Genomic DNA, 19100 nt, shown 5'->3' on the forward strand with positions numbered 1-19100 from the left:
AGGGGGGGGGGAGAAATATGAAAGCAACAGGAGTTATTCGAAAAGTAGACGAATTAGGACGAATTGTTATCCCTAAAGAATTACGCGATGTATTGGGAATACAAATCAAATCACCGCTTGAAATTTTTGTAGAAGCAGATAAAATCATTTTACAAAAATATCAACCTTACAATGCTTGCCAAATCACAGGTGATGTTTCAGAACAGAACATATCATTAGCAAATGGAAATATTACTGTTGGGATAGAGGGAGCGGAATATTTAGTAAAAGAAATAGAAAAGTTTTTAAACAAGAGTGAGGTTTAGTCTTAATTTATATTATTTTTCAAATTACATATCATTCTTTTAAAAGACTGTAAGAGGACCATTAATTGGTTCTCTTATTTTGGTTAGTAGTTGAACGACATGGGGTGTTACTTCCTACAAATCATAGGGAAAATAAAAAAGTAGTATAGAGTTAGTAAATGATGTTGAGAAATATTTGAAAAGAAGGAAAACCAAAAGAATAAAACGAATGTTACATTTACACGTATTCAAAAGTGGTCTGAAATGAAAATAATACATTTTCAGGAGGGATTACGATGAGTAGTACAGTGAATAAACAAAAAGGTATACAATTGATTCCGTTTACCGTAAATAAGGTGGTAGAACAAGTAAATGAAATTCCACCAGGTGTACAAATGATTCACGCTCCGCAAGTATGGGAAAAGAGTGTGAAGGGGCAAGATGTAGTCGTTGCCGTATTAGATACAGGGTGTGATACTAATCATATAGATTTAAAAGATCGTATTATCGACGGAAGAAATTTCACAAAAGATTATGAAGCTGATCCAAATGTGTATCTTGATAATAACGGACATGGTACTCATGTAGCGGGGACGATTGCCGCGACTGAAAATGGTGTCGGTGTATTAGGAGTTGCACCACTTGCTAAAATGTTAGTATTAAAAGTTTTAGCGGGAGATGGTTCTGGAAGTTATGAGCAAATTATTGAGGCAATTCATTATGCTGTAAATTGGAGAGGGCCGAATCAAGAGAAAGTGAGAATTATTTCAATGTCACTTGGTGGTCCGCAAGATGTTCCAGAATTACATGAAGCAATTCAAAATGCGGTAAAGCAGGATGTTCTCGTTGTATGTGCTGCTGGAAATAATGGAGATTGCGATGATGAAACAGAGGAATTAGATTTCCCAGGTGCTTACTCTGAGGTAATTGAAGTTGGTGCTGTTAATTTAGAGCGGAAGATTGCATGTTTTAGTAATTCAAATCAAGAAATTGATCTAGTAGCGCCAGGTGATGAAATATTATCTACGTATCCAGATGGGAAATATGCTGTGTTAAGTGGAACTTCCATGGCGACGCCGCATATTGCTGGGGCGCTCGCCTTGCTCATTAAACAGTGTGAGAAAGAATACGGTAGAAAGTTATCAGAGCCGGAAATATATGCACAACTCATTAAAAGAACTGTACCTTTAGGGTACGAACGTACATCTGAAGGGAATGGATTAATAGATTTATTAAAAGAATAGCCATATTAAAAAACATCTCATATTCATATGAGATGTTTTTTAATATGGCTCTGTCGCATGTAATACAACTTGTAACAAACCTGGGAATCTAGCATTTAAATCTTCTTCACGAATTGAAATGAAACGTTGTGTTCCTTCAAGGCGTGTGTACATAACACCTGACTCACGTAAAACTTTGAAATGGTGAGATAAAGTTGATTTCGCAATAGGAATGTTTAAAGCACCACAAGATTGTTCATTTTTCTCTAGTAACATATTTACAATTTGTAAACGGATTTGATCGCTAAGTGCATATAAGACAGAAGAAAATTGAATTTCTTCTCGATTTGGATGATAGAGTGTACGCATATTTCACCTACTTGTATAAGTTAAGATATTTGCACTATAACATATAAAGTGATATATTTCTATTGTTCGAATATATTCGAACAATAGAAATATAGGGGGAGAAAAAATGAAGTATACAAAATTGCAAAAGGCAGGACTAAATATTTCAAAGTTGGGTTTAGGTACAAATGCAGTAGGGGGACATAATTTATATGCTGATGTGAATGAAGAAGAGGGAAAGCAATTAGTAGAAGAAGCTATTCAGCAAGGGATTACATTTTTTGATACAGCAGATTCATATGGTTTCGGTAGATCAGAGGAATTAGTAGGAGAAGTATTAAAGGGAAAACGTCATGAGTTTATACTTGCTACAAAAGGTGGAATTCAACCGTTGTTAAATGGAGAAACTTATATTAACAATGAACCAAGTTATTTAAGAAATGCTGTGGAGAATAGCTTAAGAAGATTACAGACTGATTATATTGATTTATATTATTTACATTTTACAAATCCTGAAACAAGTTACATAGATTCAATCGGAGAGCTTACTCGTTTAAAAGAAGAAGGGAAAATTCGTTCAATTGGAATATCGAACGTAAACATAGAACAATTAAAAGAAGCGAACCAACATGGTCATATAGATGTTGTACAATCTCCGTACAATGTGTTAGAACGTACGGCTGAGGAAGAACTGTTGCCGTATTGTATAGAAGCGGGTATTTCATTTATTCCATATGGGCCTCTTGCTTTTGGAATATTAGGTGGAAAATATACAGAAGATTTTAAATTGAACGAAGTCGATTGGCGCCAAAATGTAAATCTATTTGAAGAAAATACATATAAGAGTAATTTTAAGAAAGTGGAAAAGTTAAAAGGGCAAGCTAAAGAAAATGATATTGAAGTGTCTCATTTAGCGTTAGCATGGTTATTAAATAAAGAAGGAATTGATACAGTTATACCTGGTGGAAAGCGGGCAGAGCAAATAAGAGAAAGTGTGAAAGCGGTAGACGTTTCATTGAATGAAAGAGTCATGAAAGAAATCCAATCTATTTTAGAAGATTAGTGAAACAGAGGGATAGTACCCTCTGTTTATATAAGGAGAAGGTCTAAATGAATAGAGTACTAGCTGTATTTTTCACGATAATGTTTATGATCGGTACAGATACTTTCTTAATTTCACCACTGTTGCCGACATTACAACAGGTGTATCATGTTTCAACCGAGTTGTCAGGATGGATGGTGAGTTCGTATGCTTTAGGGTATGCTGGATTTGCGCTTATTGCTGGTCCTATATCAGATGGATTAAACAGAAAAAAAGTGATGGTACTAGGTATGAGTTTTTTTGCAATAAGTACGTTTTTGTGTGGAATTGCACCGAGTTTTTTATGGATGCTAACATTTAGATTTTTAGCAGGTGTAAGTGCAGCTTTTGTATCTCCACAAGTGTGGGCATCCATTCCGCTCCTTATAGAGAAAAAGCAAATTGTGAAAGCAATTGGGGTTGCAACAGCAGGGTTATCAATCTCTCAAATTTTAGGGCTGCCACTGGGAGCTTATTTAGCAACGATACATTATACAATCCCATTCTATTTCATTGGTATATTATCAGCACTACTTGTTATTCTTATTTATGTTGTATTACCAGAAATACAGTCGGTTCATATAGGTGGAAATAAAAAAGTGATTTTACAGCGTTATAAACAATTACTTACAGATTCAAAGGTTTCACTTTCTTATTTTGCATACTTTGTTTTTCAAACCGGAAATTTTGCTGCATTTTCATTTTTTGGTGTATGGCTTTCCATTCAATTTGGCTTACAAGTTCATGAAGTAGGTACAGCTATGCTCGTAGTAGGATTAGGAAATTTAGCTGGTAATATTTTTGGCCCTAGACTTGTAAATAAAATTGGATACAATCTTTCTTTCTATGGTGGAATTGTATTTACGGCAGTGTTATATGTAATACTTCCCTATTTAAAGAATCTTATTTTTGTTGAATTCTTTTTCTTTGTTTTATTTTTTGTGACAGGAATTTTGTTTGTATTAATGATGGGACATTTACAAAACATGTCTACTATAGCACGGGGAACAGGTGCTGCCCTTGCTAACGCCTCGATGTACATTGGCCAAATGATTGGTGCGGTAATAGCAGGAATGTTATTTGCAACATCTCACAATTTTATACTAGTAGGTAGCTTTACAGCGTTATTATATGTTGTAGCTTTATTTCTGTTTAGAAAAGGTGAAAACATTAGTAAAGATAATGAAAAAGGAATTGCATCATAAAGTTTTAGTAAATCAAAAAACAATTTTTTAGGATAAGTTAAAAAGGTGCTTTTTGATTGCATAGTTGCTGTATTTTTAATAATTCGTCGTTGAGCTGTATGATTGAAAAGGATTTGTAATAAAATTATGGGAAAATAAAAAACCCCTATATAGATAGGGGTTTATATATCGGCATATAGCTCCTCGGAAAAGGATATACTTAGTTTAACATATAGGAGTACTTATAATTGTGAAATAGATGTGAAAGTAATGTGAAAAATGTTGTAATAAAAAGCACTGTTTTAGCTAATGTAGCTAAAACAGTGCTTTTCTCTTTGATTGAACAGTTGCAGCATTTTCATCATGTATACCTGCATCTTTAATAATTCGTTGTTTTGCTTTATTTAATAGATGGTTTACTGCTTCACCAAAATAGTTAGCTTCGCTTTTTGTGCGGGCTTCTCGTAAACATTTATAGTTTTCTAGCAGTTCCTCTTTTTCGGAGTTTGTTAAGAAATCTTCTATTTTCTTTTTTGTCATACGAAACACCCTTTCTCCTGACAAACGACGCAATAGAAAATATTTATTTCTCATTATAACAATAATTTTAAAAGAAAGTATACACTAACGTCGCAATAATTTGTCAATTTCTTGAATCTTCTCATCAGCTTTCCCAATTTGCGTATTTTTAGCCTGTTCGCCACCAAGAGCTTGATGTAGTAAGAAAGTTTGACCGGAAATAGCAGTTACAATGGATACTTTTATAATTTCTTTTATTGCGGTGACATCGAATAAAACGAGTCCAAGAAGTGCAGCTAGGCTACCGGTAAAAACATCAGTTAAAAATCCAAAGTGAAAAAAAGTTTTCAAACGGCGTGGAAGCAATAACTTACCTTGGTTATTGATTAGATGGGAAACGAAGCCAGTAATGCCACCAACGAGAACAGCGGTTAGCCATTGATACATTTCCATCGAATCCACTCCTTTTAGTGAATAAGATTCGATTATTTTATATTGATTCCTTTTAATATTTCATATAAGCATATTGAGAAAGTTTGTTTGGGTATATTTTGTATTCAATTTAATTATAACAGAAAATTTCGATAGATTTCAGTCTATTATATGAATCATTTTTACAATAATATGAATGCAGAAAGGGGTGCGTCATATGAATATAGATTATCGAATAAGAAGTGTAGATGGTTATACAAAAAAAATAGGGGAATTAGTAAGCATGCTTGAGCATACGAGAGCTGTAACATTAGGCGAAGTAAAAAATTTATCAGTTGAGCAATTAGATTTAATTATGCAGAGCAGCGGAAATTCAATTGGCGCCTTATTAAAGCATATAGCAGCTATTGAAAAAGTTCATCAGCTTATTTCATTTCAAGATCGTGACTTTACAAAAGAAGAATTAGAAATATGGGAAGATGCATTGTATTTAGGGGAAGCAGGTAGAGCCATCTGTGGTCATGAAATACAGTATTATGTACAACTTCTACAAAGTGTTCGAGAAGAATCTCTGAAGTATTTAAGTGAACAAGGTAATGAGTGGCTCATGTCAGAAAGAAAGTGGCCTAACGGTGTAGTATATAACCAGCACTATCTTTGGTTTCATGTGCTAGAAGATGAAATTAGTCACCGAGGACAAATTAGAATGCTCAAAAATGAGTTATTTGAAAATTACGTTAAATGATGTAGCTTTTTATAGGAGAATTCCATATAATGAGAGTAATTAAAATAAGAACGGGGTGATGTATTATGGCGAAAATAACTTATATGAATAATAAACCAAATACAAAGGTGGATGGAAAGGGCGAAACGATATAAGTGAGCGCACTATCCTTCCACTTAGCTTAAACTAGGGAGGATATCAATTTGAATCAAAATATTTTAGAATCGTATGGCTGGGATTCTTTTTTTGGGGAACAAGCTGTAGAGAACTTTGAAGTAGGGCGTATTTTACTTGAGCATAAGCATATATATCGAATTATTTGTAATGATGGTGAATATATGGCAGAACTGTCTGGAAAGTTTCGGCATGAAGCAGTAACGAAGGGAGATTATCCAGCTGTTGGTGATTGGGTGTATATAAAGAAAATAGAGAATGAAAAGAAAGCTATTATTCATCGTGTTTTTCCGAGAAGAAGCTCTTTTTCTAGACAAGAAGCTGGTACTCGAACGGAAGAACAAGTAATAGCAGCAAATGTAGATTATTTATTTTTAGTGAATGCACTTAATCATGATTTTAATGTTAGAAGGATGGAACGTTATTTATTATTAGCGTATGAAAGTGGCGCTATGCCAGTTATTGTTTTAACAAAGAGTAGTATATGTAATGATGTAGAACAGAAAATTGTAGAAACGGAAGCTATAGCAATTGGTGTTCCTATTTTCGTTGTTGATAGTTTAGAGCATACAGGTATTGATTCGTTGAAACAATTCGCTTCTTCAGGGAAAACAATTGCTTTAGTTGGGTCATCAGGGGTAGGAAAGTCAACTTTGTTAAATGCGCTAATAGGAATTGAGGTAGCAAAAACGGGAGATATACGTGAAGAGGATAGTAGGGGGAGGCATACGACAACGCATCGAGAGTTATTTCAATTGCCAAGTGGCGCTCTCGTAATTGATACTCCCGGCATGAGAGAATTGCAACTGTGGGAAGGAAGCGAAGCGATTCAAACAACATTCTCTGATATTGAAAAACTTGCGACAACATGCCGTTTTCGTGATTGTAAGCATGAGAATGAACCAGGATGCGCGGTGCATAGTGCAATTGAAAACGGACTTATTACGATAGATCGTTTGAAAAGCTATAAAAAATTACAAAGAGAACTGGCGTATTTTATGAGGAAACAAGATGCAATCCTTGCCAGAGCAGAGCGTGATAAATGGAAGAAAATTTCTAAACAACATAAAAAAATGTAAAAACCAAAGGGGCCCCTTTGGTTTTTTCTATTTGTAAATTTTATAATAATATTATTCGTATATATAGACAAAGAGAAATTAATTGTTTAAACTTTACAAAGTATTCACCATAATAGGTTATGAAAATAATAATTAAGGAATGGGAAATATTCATAATTAACTCAATTTAACTTTTAAATTTGAAAATTAGGAGGTTCATAATGGGTAAACTATTAAATTTGTTTCGTGATATGAAAGTAGCAAAAAAGCTATTAATTTCATTCTTTGTAATTTTAATTGCAGCCGTTTCTATAATCGGAGGCATGTCTTATCAAACAGCCAAAAAGAATTTTGAATCGCAAATTAAGAGTAGTGCCAACGACAATATAAAAATACTGGATAATTTAATCAATCAAATGATTGATGCAAAATTTAATGATGTGAATAATTTTGCACGGGTGATTCAGGGGAATATGTATCAAGGAGATAATCAGGATGAATTAAGAAAAATGTTATCTCAATATATAAATTTAAATAAAGATATTGAACAAGTATATGTTGCCGGAAATGATAAAAAATTTGTACAAGAACCAAATATACAAATGGCAGCAGATTATGATCCAACAACACGACCTTGGTATAAAGATGCAGTGGCAAAACAAGGTGGTATTGTTGTTAGCGAGCCATATAAGGCAAAAGGAAATGGACATATTGTCGTAACAATCGCAAAACAAACAGAAGATAAAAATGGAGTTGTTGCGCTAGATTTAAGTTTAGATAATTTATTAAAAACATCAAAGTTAATTAATATTGGTAAAAAAGGATATGCCTTCATTTTAGATGGAAAGCAAAAAATAATTGCTCATCCACAAGAAAAATCAGGGGAAAAAGCGGCTGATTCTTGGGCAAAGAAAATTTATGAAGATAATCACGGTGCTTTTTCATATTCTTATGGCGGTAGTGAACAGAATATGGTATTTGCTACAAATGTAAAAACAGGTTGGAAAATTGGTGGGACGATGTACTCAAGTGAAGTAATTGAAGCTGCTCAACCTGTATTTTATAATATGTTAATTGTTATGCTTATCTCATTAGTAGTAGGCGGGGCACTTATTTATTTTGTGACACTTTCAATTACGAAGCCTTTAAAGAGATTAGTTGTTACCTCTAAAGAAATAAGCGAAGGGGATTTAACGCAAACAATTGAAATTCATTCTAATGATGAAATCGGCCAACTTGCTAAAGGCTTTAATGAGATGACGAATTCGTTACGGACGTTAATTGGAAGAATTAACGATTCAGCTGGGCATGTTGCAGCGGCATCAGAAGAGCTAACTGCAAGTGTAAGGCAAGCAAGTGAAGCGACTGAGCAAATCACAATCGCAATGGATGAAATATCAAGTGGGGCAACGACGCAAACAACAAGCGTAGAAAATGGCGCTATGTTACTGTTTGATGTAACTGAAGGAATTCAACATGTAGCAAATAGTTCATCATCTATTAATACGGCTTCTGCACATACTCGTGAAAAAGCAGAAGATGGTGGGAAACTAGTAGGAAGAACAGTAAACCAGATGCAGTCTATTGCAGAATCGGTTTCACAATCAGATGCAGTTATACAATTACTAAATAATAAATCAAAACAAATTGGTGATATTTTAGAAGTAATTCAAAATATTGCAGATCAAACAAACCTTCTAGCTCTAAATGCGGCGATTGAAGCCGCAAGAGCCGGTGAGCATGGAAGAGGTTTCGCAATTGTTGCAGATGAAGTGCGTAAATTGGCAGAGCAGTCTAGCGTATCTTCTAGTGAAATTAGTAAATTAATATGTGAAATACAAGATGATATGGGTAAGACAGTCAAATCTATGAATCATGTAAATGAGGAAGTTCAATCTGGACTTGTTATCGCAAATGAAACGAAGCAAAACTTTGCTGAAATCTTACAATCTACAAATGAAATAGCTAATCAAATTAAGACGATGGTTGAAACGGCTAATGGAATGTCAAAAGGGGCAAATGAAGTATCTATTTCGGTAGGACAAATTGCAATGACAGCACAAAATAATGCGACAAGCACACAAAATGTTGCGGCTTCAGCTGAAGAACAGCTAGCTTCGATGGAGGAAATTGGATCCGCAGCGGGCACGCTATCTCAAATGGCTGAAGAGTTACAAGGACTAATTGACAGATTTAAAGTTTAATAGAGAACAGACTATCCCCTAGTAGCATTATGCCACTAGAGGGTAGTCTGTTTTATTGTGTAAAATCAAATAGGGATGTAGACTTTCTTTATGACGTTTAAAATGGCATTTTACATAATGTTTGTCGAAAAATAGAGGTATTTGTTAGCTTTGTGTATAATTATTAACGTATAGAATACAAATAAAAGGAGAGTATTATGGGAGTGTATTGGGGGACAAAAAGACATTCTTGGCTTAGTTACGTCTCATTTTGGCTAAGTATTTCATTTTTTATTGTTTTTCTAATTGAAGTGTTTATATTAAAAACACTTTCGAATAGCTCGGTACAAATTGTTAAATATTTTTATTTTATACTTGTACCAGTAAATATTTTTCTTAGTTTAAAGTTACTATTTAAGAAGAATGAAAAGAAAGCGTTACCTATTTTTAGTTTCATTGTCTCATTATTATTTGCAATTTTAATAATCGTATTAGTTTTAGCAGCTATAGGGAAGTTCTTTTAAGGGGAGTGGTATAAGTCACTCTCCTTTTTTATTTGTGGTAGTCTTATTATATGTAAAAGTATGAATGCTGTGAGCTAATAAAAGCGGAGAGTAGACAATATTTGCATGGATTAAAGTCTGATGCTATTTAAACTTGTAAGAGTGTATGGAGTAATGAGGTGATATACATAATAATGGAGATAGAATTAGTTATTTTATAAGTATCTATGAAGCAAATGAATACGGTAAGAACGGTGATATATGGTACAATAGCTATGGATAGTGATAGAGATAAAGGGTATATAAAATACTCATCGTTTTTTAGTAAGAGAGGGGTTATCTTATGCTATACGAGGATTTGGAGACATTATTTCAAACAGCTCCGAAAGAAGATAGAGGCGGATGGAAATATATAATCCAAGAACAAAATGATACATATAAAATTGTTGATGAAATACTGAAAAATCAAATGAGTGTCGAATTGTATTTTAATGAATACGATGAGGTGAAAATCACTTTATATAAAGATGGAATTCCCATTACGACTATACAAAGAATTGTGATTTCAAAAGTTGAATTAGACGAAGATGAAGAGGGTATTCAATTTGTTTTAGAGCGCATGCCTAGTCGAATGATTCGGTTGCAATTAAAGCCATATTTAGCATTAGAAATGGGGCCGTACTGGGAAGTATGTGATGATTGTGAATGAACATAAAAAAGCATCCAATAACATGGATGCTTTTTTATGTTTTTTGAAGTTGTTTAAACGCAATGATTGGAAGTATAACAATACTTACCCATCCGATGATAGGATATAGAATGTGAAGTAAGTCACTGTAACCGATGTAACTAAAGCAATAACTAATTAGTAAAATGAAGAAAATAATATTGTTATTTTTCCACCCGGTAATAGATTGCATCTGTTTTGTCATCCCGAACACATTACCAACTAAAGTTGTGAAAACTTCACCGAAAATAATGAGAACGAAGAAGAAGTGAAAAGTTGCATTAAATCTTCTTATGACTTCAGCCATTGGGATGTTATATTGATAAAATTGATCGACTGATAAGATTGCTAAATGGCTGCATAATAAAATTAAAGAAAGTCCAGCACCACCTAAAATCCCACCCCAAAAAATGGCTTTTTGATCCTTTACTTCACTGGCTAATGGGACGAGAACACTTTGGGCAAGAGAAAGATTTAAGGCGACATATGTAATAGGGCTAGTAATCCATTTCATATTCCAACTCTCTGCAGGAATAGTGTTATTAATGGAAGGTGTACCGTGAAAAAAGGTTGTAATAGCAAGTCCGATAATAAAAATCATCATAATAGGTACGACAAGTGTATTTACTTCAAAAACACCTTGTAGTCCGCGGCTACTTATAATGAGACAAGCGATAACTGTAATGAGAATACCGAGTTGTCTTGGTAAGCGAAGTTGCTCTTCAAATACTGCACCAGCCCCTGATAACATAACGCTCGTTACGCCGAATAAAACGAGTAATAATAATGTGTTTACAACATTCCCAAATACATCCCCAAATAAATACTTGTTAAATTCTTGCGCTGAAAATGCCCCGATTTGTGATGAAAGTAACATCATCTTTGTGCCGAGCCAAATAAAAAAAAATCCACTTACACATATGCCAATTGTCCCGTATAATCCATTCACTGTGAAAAATTCAACAATTTCTCGTCCAGTAGCAAATCCAGCTCCAACGACAGTTCCGATATAAGTAGCGGCTACTTTCTTTGCTACTTGCCATTGTTGATTGTCCATGTTATCCCTCTTTCTACTATGATGAGCTTGATGTACTATTATGCATATGTATGAGCTTGGACAATTAGACGTATGAAGTGTTTGAAAAAATACATGAATTAAATGATATTAGGGAAGTATTAAAGGTGTTAAAACTTTGTTACATATAAGCCGATTGTTCGAAAGGAAAGGGAATGTATGGTAAAATGTAATTAGGTTATTAAAAGATAAACATTACAAAATGATAAGAGGAGTGGATTGTATGAGTACGAAAACAAATGTTGTTGAAGTATTAAACAAGCAGGTAGCAAACTGGAATGTGTTATATGTGAAACTACATAATTATCACTGGTATGTGACAGGGCCACACTTCTTTACATTACATGAGAAATTTGAAGAGTTTTATAATGAAGCTGGAACGTATATTGATGAGTTAGCAGAACGTATTTTAGCTTTAGAAGGTAAACCATTAGCGACAATGAAAGAATATCTTGCAACATCTAGTGTCAGCGAAGGGACAAGCAAAGAATCTGCAGAAGAAATGGTGCAAACATTAGTGAATGATTATTCTGCACTTATTCAAGAATTAAAAGAAGGTATGGAAGTTGCGGGCGAAGCTGGCGATGAAACATCAGCTGACATGCTGTTAGCAATTCATACAACATTAGAACAACATGTATGGATGCTAAGTGCATTCTTAAAATAACGATAAAAAATATAAAGAAACCCATTGAAAAATTATTTCAATGGGTTTTTTTATGATTTTTCAGTTTTCTTTTATGCTATAATATAGTAAAAAGGAGGCGATGCGATGTTTCGCTTTTTCAGAACTGGAAAAGAAGAGCGGGAAATTACGAAAGATGAATTAGAACAAGCGATGGCTCAGTTTTTAGAAACGAATGCTAATATCGTTTATACAGTATTAGTAAATGAAGATTATACAGTAAATTATGATTTGTTAAAACCGTATTTACCTGCATTTCCAACAAATGATTTTCTCATAACGAAGGAAACGCTTGAGGTATTTGAACATACAGCAGAAAATTTAAACCTAGTGAAAGAAATTGATGTCGTACAAAAGGCAGTAGATCAATACGTAACAGAAAAAGAAATGTTCCCAATTGTTGAAGGTAGCGAAGATCGCCTCATATGTGGAATGAAACTAGGACCTTACTTAAATCGTAGCTTAAAAAGAGACTTATATATTTCAGAAAAACATTATTTAGTTTCAAGTAAACCAGATAGAAAAAAACAAAAGAGCGGGTAGACGTAATGAAAACAACAATACATATATTGTTGTCTTTTTTTGTTTGTTAAAATATTGACTTTTCAGTTTATTAATATTTATATTAAATGTATTGGATAGGGAAGGATAACTATTAAGTATCATTCGGAGAATAAGATATTGCTAGGGCGAGTTATATAAAATCTTCACAAAGTGGTATAAAGATTCGCAAAATAAATATTATAAAAAGTTTCGGGGGAATTGGTACATGAAAAATAGTATGACTTACATTCAATTATTAAATGAAACGTTACGTTGTTATGCAAATAAAGGAAGTTTTGAAGCGTACAATTATATAATGGAAAACGCTATAGGTGTAATAGGGAATGAGGCGCAAATATATAATTTTAAGTATGCGCTCGCAAGTGCATCAGGACTTGAAAAAGAAGCATTACATTTAATGAGGGAGGCCATTATAGAAAAGGGATTCTGGTATGGAAATGAATATTTAATTTCTGACGAAGATTTAAAATCACTACATAAATTTAAAGAATTTCATACAATGGTGCAATTATGTAAAGAAAGAGAAGAATTAGCACATAAAAAGGAAAGACCAGATGTGAAATATATATACAGCAAGAAAGAGGGGAATCTACTACTTACATTACATGGTGATCAAGAAAATATTCAAATAGTAGAGCCATATTGGAAATCAGTTTTGACACAAGATTACACGTTAGCTTTACCACAGTCTTCACAAATTCAGTTTTCAGATGGATTTGTTTGGGATGATATAGAGAGAGGGAAAGAAGAATTAAAAGAGCATTACAATAAGTTTATAGAAAATCATACAGTAGAAAATGTGATAATTGGTGGTTTTTCTGCAGGGGCAAGAGTAGCTTTATATACGATTTTACAAAAAGATATAGATGTAGATGGTTTTATTTTTATGGCACCATGGCTTCCTGAGATTGAAGAATGGGATGAGTTGCTAAGAGTGCTGCAGGATAAACATATAAAAGGATATATAGTATGCGGGGATCAAGATGAAGATTGTTTCGAATCCACGCAGCAATTTGTACGATTATTAAGAGATAAGAATATAGAACATAAGTATAAAGTTGTGCCTAACTTAAATCATGATTATCCTATTAACTTTGATGAGCTATTAAAAGAAGCTATTGAATATATAGGAAATAAAAACAATAAGTAGTAAGAAAAAGAGATGCATCATATGTGATGCATCTCTTTTTAGAGTTATAAATTAAAAGCATTTGCTAGTAGGCGATAAGACTTTAATTTATGTTCAAATTGATGGGTAATCGTGACAATCATAAATTCGTCAGTATTGTATGCTTTGCTTAAATTTATTATTTTTTCTTTTACAGAAGACGGATCACCAACAATCATACGTTGACGATTTTCTTTTATACGGAATAAATCATAAGCACTGTATGAATAATTTTGAGCAGTTTCGATAGAAGGTGTACCAGTAGTTCGTTTTCCTTGCTCTAATAATAAGATTGATAAATCTAAACTAGAAGCAATTTTTTCCGCTTCTTCATTTGTTTCTCCGCATATAACAAAGATGGCAACGATTGAATTAGGCTTATCTCCTAAAAATGAAGGCTGATATTGTTCTTGGTAAGCCCTCATAACTTCAGGGCCTCCGAAGCCATTAATAAATTGTGCAAATGCGAAAGAAGCTCCGTTGTTTGCAGCAATTTTAGCGCTCTCTCCGCTAGAACCGAGCATCCACATTTCAGGAGATGTTGGGATAACTGGAGTAGCTTTTAAGTTTGCATAGTGATGGTTTTCTGGTATTTGATCATGTAAGTACATTGCAACGTCTGCAATTTGTTCTGGATATTGATCAAGTGAGACCATTTTCCCTTCTTGAAGTGCGCGAGTTGCTATTGGCATACCACCAGGAGCTCTACCAACACCGAGATCGATGCGGTTCGGATACAGTGCTTCTAGAACACGGAAATTCTCAGCAACTTTATATGGGCTATAATGTGGTAACATAACACCACCTGAACCGACTCTAATACGATCCGTTTTTGCGGCAATATGAGAAATAAGTATTTCTGGACTTGAACCAGCTAAGCTTACGGAATTATGATGTTCGGATACCCAAAAACGTGTGAATCCGAGTTTTTCAACTTCTTGTGCAAGCATAACTGTATGTGAAAAAGCTTGGGCTGCTGTGCTACCATCTGAAATAGGTGATTGGTCTAATACACTTAACTTGATCATAGAATATACCTCTCAATCTTAATGTACATCCTATTATATATTTACTTATGAAAAATGCGTAGTGAAATGCTCAAAATGAAAAGTGGATAATCCTATTTCCGCTTTTAATGAGAAAATCCGCGTTCATAATGATTCATTTCAACCAGATTTAAAATATATTCATAGTTGTCAATTTCACATTTTAGCTGTTCACGTTCTTTTTCAGATAGTGTCATATTGCTAAGTTTTTTACATAAGTTTTGTTTCTTTAATTCTAAATGCTTTTTTGTAGCGTGGTAATCATAAGTATGTTTCATTTTTTAGTCACTCCTTCGTTGCGGTTGCTATATTATACGAAGCATAAAGAAATATGAAATCTGTCTCTTATGTACTTTTAGTGAATATTCAAATTGCAATGGTGTTATGTTTATGGAGATTTATGAATAAAATGCACTAAACCACTAACGTCCATTTGATGAAGTAAGGGGTGGAATTGTGCAGAAAGATATAATGTATAACACTGAAATGGATGAAGCGTTAAAAGTTATAGATAAAGGATTGAAGAAGACGATAAATCCAAAACAAATTATTGTAGTGGGAGCTGGTATGGCTGGATTAGTTTCAGCATCTTTATTAAAGGCTGCAGGACATGATGTGAAAATTTTTGAAGCAAACAACCGGGTAGGTGGCCGTATAGAAACGGTTAGAATGGAAGATACCGGATTATATTTAGATGTTGGAGCAATGAGGATTCCATATTCGCATACATTAACGATGACATATATAAGAAAATTTGGGCTACAGGTGAGACCTTTTATTAATAGAAATGAGACGGATATTATATACGTAAATGGACGGAAAACGACGTTAAAACAATATGAAAAAGATCCAAGTATTCTAAGATATCCTGTGGAAATGAATGAAGTTGGAAAAACGTCAGAGGAATTATTATTGTTAGCGGTACAGCCCATTATAAATTTTATAAAAAAGAACCCAGAAAAAAATTGGGACGTTGTAGTAAAGGATTTTGGAAGATACTCTACTGGGCAATTTTTAAAGTATCATCCTTATCAGTATAATACTTACTTTTCGCCAGTAACAATTGAGATGATCGGTGTTCTATTAGATCTAGAAGGTTTTTTAGAACGGTCGTTTGTAGAGACTTTACGCTTTCTATACATTATGCAAGAGGAGAGCGGATTTTGTGAAATTGTGGGCGGGAATGATAGATTACCAAAGTCATTTTTACCGCAATTAGAAGAAAATATTATATATAATCAAAAATTAATGAAGTTACATCAACACGATAATGGTGTGACAGCTTTCTATCGGAACGAGGAAACTTTTGAATATAGCAGTATTACAGGAGATTTAGTTATTGTTACCATTCCGTTTTCGACAATGCGTTTTGTAGAAGTAGATCCGTTTGATTCTATATCTCATGAAAAATGGAAAGCAATTCGTGAATTACATTATATGCCTGCGACGAAAATAGGAATTCAATTTAAAAGCCGATTTTGGGAAGAACAAGGACAATTAGGTGGCAGAATTATAACAGATTTGCCAATTCGTTATGCCTATTATCCAAGTTATGGAATTGGTGAGAAAGGACCGGCTATGATGTTAGGTAGCTATACATGGTCTTATGACGCATTGTTATGGGATGGTTTATCGAAAGGTGATCGTATTTATTACGCATTACACAACTTAGCAACAATATTAGGTGGTCAAGTGTATGATGAGTTTATATCTGGAATATCAAAAAGCTGGACATTGGATCCGTATGCGCTTGGAGGATTTGCACTTTTTCAAGCAGGTCAAGAATCTGAGCTGCAACCAGCGATTGTCAAACCAGAGGGGAGGATATTCTTCGCTGGAGATCATACAACGCTATATCACGGATGGATTCAAGGTGCGATTGAATCTGGAATTCGTGTAGCGGCGGAAGTGAATGAGTAAAAGGTTTTTAATTCAGAAAATTCTTTACTATATAACTTGAGATGGATATTATTATATATAAAAGAATTATGGGGAGTGTTTACAGTGAATCCGTTATTATTCGATTTTCCTTCTGAATTTTATACTGACAGGCTTTTTATTCGAATGCCGAAACCAGGAGATGGTAAAGTTGTATATGATGCAATTCAGGCTTCAATACAAGAACTGAAACCTTGGATGGTGTTTGCACAAAAAGAGCAAACAGAGCAAGAAATAGAAGAAAGTATTAGAAAATCACATATTCAATTTTTGCAACGTGAGGATTTAAGATTACTAGTATTTTCGAAAGAAACAGGTGAATTTATTGCTTCAGCCGGATTACATCGTATTAATTGGGATATACCTCAATTTGAAATCGGATATTGGATTGATACAAGGTTTAGCGGAAAAGGCTATATGGTAGAGGCTGCGAAAGGTATAACGGATTACGCTTTTTCTGAATTGAAAGCAAACCGTGTAGAAATTCGTTGTGATTCTTTAAATAAGAAGAGTAGAGCGATACCTGAGAAATTAGGCTTTAAGTTAGAAGGTACGTTAGAAAGTGCGAGTGTTGCGGTAGATGGAAATGGATTAAGGGATATGTGTGTATTTGCAATGACGAGAAATACATATAAAAAAGAAGAGCTGTAAAGAAACAGCTCTTCTTTTTGTGTATTATGGTACAGGATGTCCATTAGAGCTTTCGAAAATTGTAAACCATTGTTGACGATCTAAGTTAACGTTTGTAGCAAGAGCGGCCGTTTTTACGCGATCTAATTTACCAGAGCCAACGATTGGCATCATATTAGCTGGATGAGCAAGTAACCAAGCATACATAACCGTATCGATACTAGAAACACCTAGCTCAGTAGCAACTTTTTGCATAGTTTCGCGTACACGTACGGCACGTTCGGATTGACCAGTAAAAATTTCCCCACCAGCAAGAGGTGACCAAATCATTGGATTGATTCGTTTTTCTTGGCATAAATCAATTGTCCCTTTTTCAAAATGCTCAAGCTGCAATGCAGAAACTTCAATTTGGTTCGTAATAAGCGGGAAATCTAAGTACGAACTTAACATATTAAATTGTGAAGGTAAGAAGTTAGATACACCGAAGTGACGAACTTTTCCTTCTTGTTTTAATTGTGAAAATGCCTTTGCCACTTCATTTGGATCCATAAAAGGATCGGGACGATGAATAAGTAATACGTCAATATAATCTGTATGTAAATTTTTTAGTGATGCTTCTGCACTTTGAATAATGTGCTCTGCACTAGTATTGTAGTGAGCAACATATCGCTCTGGAAATTTCGGTGATGGGGGAGCGATTCCACACTTTGTAATAATTTGCATGTTTTCTCGTAAGGAAGGCTTTAATTGTAAAGCTTCTCCAAAAAATCCTTCACACGTATATCCGCCGTAAATGTCAGCGTGATCAAAAGTAGTAATTCCCATATCCATACAATCTTCAATGAAAGAAAGTAATTCTTGTTTTGTCATATTCCATTCTGCTAAACGCCAAAATCCTTGAATAATACGAGAAAATTCTAGCGTTTCAGCCATTTGAACTCGCTCCATTATAAGTACCCCCTTGATGAATAATAATGTTTTGAAAAGGCTTTCTTACTACATATTATTATATAGTTAATTAGGTGTACAAACAATAAATATGTTTTGCTATAAAAACGATTTTTTCTATCATGCCTTTCGAGAGGACTCCCACCTCTAAACGTAAATGAAGGTGGTGAGGTGAATCGAAAGAAATATTTTATTTTCAAGCAAAAAAAACAGAAACGTATGTTCCGTTTTTGCTATAATATCCTTAACAGGAGGTGAATCAAATGACAAAGGAAAATCCATCAAACTATAAAACTCTTCAAATCTGGATTAAAAAAGGGCATCGTATGTATTCTTATTTTCAAGAATGTTGTCATAACGCTAAGAACATGTACAACACCACAAACTTTTATATACGCCAGGTGTACACTGGATTAACGCAAGAAAAAGAGTTGCAGCCTTTGCAAAAAGAAGTTCTGGATCATATTCATAAAAATATTGGTAAGATGAATGACACACAACGTCTTGCCTATCAGAAGAAATTGGAAAAAGAGAAATTAAAGCCTAAAGAAGAACAGAAAGAGATTACATGTAATTTGTTTTCAGAACCTAATTTTGAAAAACCTT

General features: G+C 34.0%; 21 protein-coding genes and 1 pseudogene. 15 read left to right on the forward strand and 7 right to left on the reverse strand.

What is annotated here, in order from left to right:
- The first annotated feature begins 17 nt into the window (after positions 1–17).
- Positions 18–305, forward strand: coding sequence for an AbrB/MazE/SpoVT family DNA-binding domain-containing protein (locus H6481_RS24990; RefSeq protein ID WP_000648324.1), 288 nt, complete (start codon positions 18–20; stop codon positions 303–305).
- Positions 306–580: 275 nt separating this feature from the next.
- Positions 581–1528 (forward strand): serine protease, encoded by a 948-nt coding sequence (locus tag H6481_RS24995; protein ID WP_053564709.1) that lies wholly within the window; start codon positions 581–583, stop codon positions 1526–1528.
- Between the two features lie 39 nt (positions 1529–1567).
- Here the strand turns inward: H6481_RS24995 and H6481_RS25000 are convergent, their stop codons facing one another.
- Entirely contained in the window at positions 1568–1876 is a 309-nt protein-coding gene (locus tag H6481_RS25000) for a helix-turn-helix transcriptional regulator (protein WP_001259903.1), read from the reverse strand.
- A 106-nt stretch (positions 1877–1982) separates the two neighbouring features.
- On the opposite strand from H6481_RS25000, the gene H6481_RS25005 reads away from it, so the two are divergent.
- A complete protein-coding gene (locus tag H6481_RS25005) occupies positions 1983–2918 on the forward strand; it encodes an aldo/keto reductase (protein ID WP_182813461.1) in 936 nt (311 codons plus the stop codon).
- 47 nt (positions 2919–2965) lie between these two features.
- Complete coding sequence (locus H6481_RS25010; RefSeq protein WP_182813463.1) at positions 2966–4141, forward strand: MFS transporter; 1176 nt, start codon at positions 2966–2968, stop codon at positions 4139–4141.
- 294 nt (positions 4142–4435) lie between these two features.
- Here H6481_RS25010 and H6481_RS25015 read toward each other — a convergent pair whose 3' ends face one another.
- Positions 4436–4660: a hypothetical protein gene (locus H6481_RS25015; RefSeq protein WP_000162602.1), complete on the reverse strand. Its 225-nt coding sequence runs from the start codon at positions 4658–4660 to the stop codon at positions 4436–4438.
- Between the two features lie 84 nt (positions 4661–4744).
- Positions 4745–5092: a DUF4257 domain-containing protein gene (locus tag H6481_RS25020; protein ID WP_000426321.1), complete on the reverse strand. Its 348-nt coding sequence runs from the start codon at positions 5090–5092 to the stop codon at positions 4745–4747.
- 196 nt (positions 5093–5288) lie between these two features.
- Between H6481_RS25020 and H6481_RS25025 the strand changes: the two genes are divergently transcribed.
- The 5 genes from H6481_RS25025 to H6481_RS25045 all read left to right on the forward strand — a co-directional run bounded on the left by H6481_RS25025 (position 5289) and on the right by H6481_RS25045 (position 10422).
- Entirely contained in the window at positions 5289–5816 is a 528-nt protein-coding gene (locus H6481_RS25025; protein WP_001018101.1) for a DinB family protein, read from the forward strand.
- Between the two features lie 182 nt (positions 5817–5998).
- Positions 5999–7048, forward strand: coding sequence for a ribosome small subunit-dependent GTPase A (gene rsgA / locus H6481_RS25030; RefSeq protein WP_182813465.1), 1050 nt, complete (start codon positions 5999–6001; stop codon positions 7046–7048).
- A 200-nt stretch (positions 7049–7248) separates the two neighbouring features.
- On the forward strand, positions 7249–9231 hold the full coding sequence (locus tag H6481_RS25035; protein WP_182813467.1) for a methyl-accepting chemotaxis protein: 1983 nt from the start codon (positions 7249–7251) through the stop codon (positions 9229–9231).
- A 197-nt stretch (positions 9232–9428) separates the two neighbouring features.
- Positions 9429–9734: a hypothetical protein gene (locus H6481_RS25040; RefSeq protein ID WP_000539571.1), complete on the forward strand. Its 306-nt coding sequence runs from the start codon at positions 9429–9431 to the stop codon at positions 9732–9734.
- Between the two features lie 322 nt (positions 9735–10056).
- Positions 10057–10422 (forward strand): DUF3979 family protein, encoded by a 366-nt coding sequence (locus H6481_RS25045; RefSeq protein WP_000965063.1) that lies wholly within the window; start codon positions 10057–10059, stop codon positions 10420–10422.
- A 34-nt stretch (positions 10423–10456) separates the two neighbouring features.
- Here the strand turns inward: H6481_RS25045 and H6481_RS25050 are convergent, their stop codons facing one another.
- Entirely contained in the window at positions 10457–11497 is a 1041-nt protein-coding gene (locus H6481_RS25050; RefSeq protein ID WP_182813469.1) for a GerAB/ArcD/ProY family transporter, read from the reverse strand.
- 241 nt (positions 11498–11738) lie between these two features.
- Here H6481_RS25050 and H6481_RS25055 point away from each other — a divergent pair, with 241 nt between their 5' ends.
- The 3 genes from H6481_RS25055 to H6481_RS25065 all read left to right on the forward strand — a co-directional run bounded on the left by H6481_RS25055 (position 11739) and on the right by H6481_RS25065 (position 13914).
- On the forward strand, positions 11739–12182 hold the full coding sequence (locus H6481_RS25055; protein ID WP_000105199.1) for a Dps family protein: 444 nt from the start codon (positions 11739–11741) through the stop codon (positions 12180–12182).
- A gap of 105 nt (positions 12183–12287) precedes the next feature.
- Positions 12288–12743: a DUF3939 domain-containing protein gene (locus tag H6481_RS25060; RefSeq protein ID WP_000488209.1), complete on the forward strand. Its 456-nt coding sequence runs from the start codon at positions 12288–12290 to the stop codon at positions 12741–12743.
- A 226-nt stretch (positions 12744–12969) separates the two neighbouring features.
- Complete coding sequence (locus H6481_RS25065) at positions 12970–13914, forward strand: alpha/beta hydrolase (protein WP_182813470.1); 945 nt, start codon at positions 12970–12972, stop codon at positions 13912–13914.
- 44 nt (positions 13915–13958) lie between these two features.
- On the opposite strand, the gene H6481_RS25070 is transcribed toward H6481_RS25065, so the two are convergent.
- Positions 13959–14960 carry an LLM class flavin-dependent oxidoreductase gene (locus tag H6481_RS25070; protein ID WP_182813472.1) on the reverse strand — a complete coding sequence of 334 codons (1002 nt, stop codon included), beginning with the start codon at positions 14958–14960 and terminating at the stop codon, positions 13959–13961.
- Positions 14961–15064: 104 nt separating this feature from the next.
- Positions 15065–15256 (reverse strand): DUF3896 family protein, encoded by a 192-nt coding sequence (locus H6481_RS25075; protein WP_000683364.1) that lies wholly within the window; start codon positions 15254–15256, stop codon positions 15065–15067.
- A 178-nt stretch (positions 15257–15434) separates the two neighbouring features.
- Here H6481_RS25075 and H6481_RS25080 point away from each other — a divergent pair, with 178 nt between their 5' ends.
- Together H6481_RS25080 and H6481_RS25085 are read left to right on the forward strand one after the other, a co-directional pair.
- On the forward strand, positions 15435–16898 hold the full coding sequence (locus H6481_RS25080; protein WP_053564699.1) for a flavin monoamine oxidase family protein: 1464 nt from the start codon (positions 15435–15437) through the stop codon (positions 16896–16898).
- A gap of 84 nt (positions 16899–16982) precedes the next feature.
- A complete protein-coding gene (locus H6481_RS25085; protein ID WP_001068745.1) occupies positions 16983–17567 on the forward strand; it encodes a GNAT family N-acetyltransferase in 585 nt (194 codons plus the stop codon).
- A gap of 24 nt (positions 17568–17591) precedes the next feature.
- Here the strand turns inward: H6481_RS25085 and H6481_RS25090 are convergent, their stop codons facing one another.
- Positions 17592–18494 carry an aldo/keto reductase gene (locus H6481_RS25090; protein WP_182813473.1) on the reverse strand — a complete coding sequence of 301 codons (903 nt, stop codon included), beginning with the start codon at positions 18492–18494 and terminating at the stop codon, positions 17592–17594.
- 263 nt (positions 18495–18757) lie between these two features.
- Between H6481_RS25090 and H6481_RS25095 the strand changes: the two are divergent.
- Positions 18758–19100, forward strand: a pseudogene (locus tag H6481_RS25095) (RNA-guided endonuclease TnpB family protein); the annotation flags it as partial.

The sequence above is a fragment of the Bacillus sp. ME78 genome (assembly GCF_903970865.1).
Classification (GTDB): Bacteria; Bacillota; Bacilli; order Bacillales; family Bacillaceae_G; genus Bacillus_A; species Bacillus_A cereus.

Coding starts and splice junctions, on each gene's coding strand:
- H6481_RS24990 (WP_000648324.1), top strand. CDS start 18: ATGAAAGCAACAGGAGTTATTCGAAAAGTAGACGAATTAGGACGAATT.
- H6481_RS24995 (WP_053564709.1), top strand. CDS start 581: ATGAGTAGTACAGTGAATAAACAAAAAGGTATACAATTGATTCCGTTT.
- H6481_RS25000 (WP_001259903.1), bottom strand. CDS start 1,876: ATGCGTACACTCTATCATCCAAATCGAGAAGAAATTCAATTTTCTTCT.
- H6481_RS25005 (WP_182813461.1), top strand. CDS start 1,983: ATGAAGTATACAAAATTGCAAAAGGCAGGACTAAATATTTCAAAGTTG.
- H6481_RS25010 (WP_182813463.1), top strand. CDS start 2,966: ATGAATAGAGTACTAGCTGTATTTTTCACGATAATGTTTATGATCGGT.
- H6481_RS25015 (WP_000162602.1), bottom strand. CDS start 4,660: ATGACAAAAAAGAAAATAGAAGATTTCTTAACAAACTCCGAAAAAGAG.
- H6481_RS25020 (WP_000426321.1), bottom strand. CDS start 5,092: ATGGAAATGTATCAATGGCTAACCGCTGTTCTCGTTGGTGGCATTACT.
- H6481_RS25025 (WP_001018101.1), top strand. CDS start 5,289: ATGAATATAGATTATCGAATAAGAAGTGTAGATGGTTATACAAAAAAA.
- H6481_RS25035 (WP_182813467.1), top strand. CDS start 7,249: ATGGGTAAACTATTAAATTTGTTTCGTGATATGAAAGTAGCAAAAAAG.
- H6481_RS25040 (WP_000539571.1), top strand. CDS start 9,429: ATGGGAGTGTATTGGGGGACAAAAAGACATTCTTGGCTTAGTTACGTC.
- H6481_RS25045 (WP_000965063.1), top strand. CDS start 10,057: ATGCTATACGAGGATTTGGAGACATTATTTCAAACAGCTCCGAAAGAA.
- H6481_RS25050 (WP_182813469.1), bottom strand. CDS start 11,497: ATGGACAATCAACAATGGCAAGTAGCAAAGAAAGTAGCCGCTACTTAT.
- H6481_RS25055 (WP_000105199.1), top strand. CDS start 11,739: ATGAGTACGAAAACAAATGTTGTTGAAGTATTAAACAAGCAGGTAGCA.
- H6481_RS25060 (WP_000488209.1), top strand. CDS start 12,288: ATGTTTCGCTTTTTCAGAACTGGAAAAGAAGAGCGGGAAATTACGAAA.
- H6481_RS25065 (WP_182813470.1), top strand. CDS start 12,970: ATGAAAAATAGTATGACTTACATTCAATTATTAAATGAAACGTTACGT.
- H6481_RS25070 (WP_182813472.1), bottom strand. CDS start 14,960: ATGATCAAGTTAAGTGTATTAGACCAATCACCTATTTCAGATGGTAGC.
- H6481_RS25075 (WP_000683364.1), bottom strand. CDS start 15,256: ATGAAACATACTTATGATTACCACGCTACAAAAAAGCATTTAGAATTA.
- H6481_RS25090 (WP_182813473.1), bottom strand. CDS start 18,494: ATGGAGCGAGTTCAAATGGCTGAAACGCTAGAATTTTCTCGTATTATT.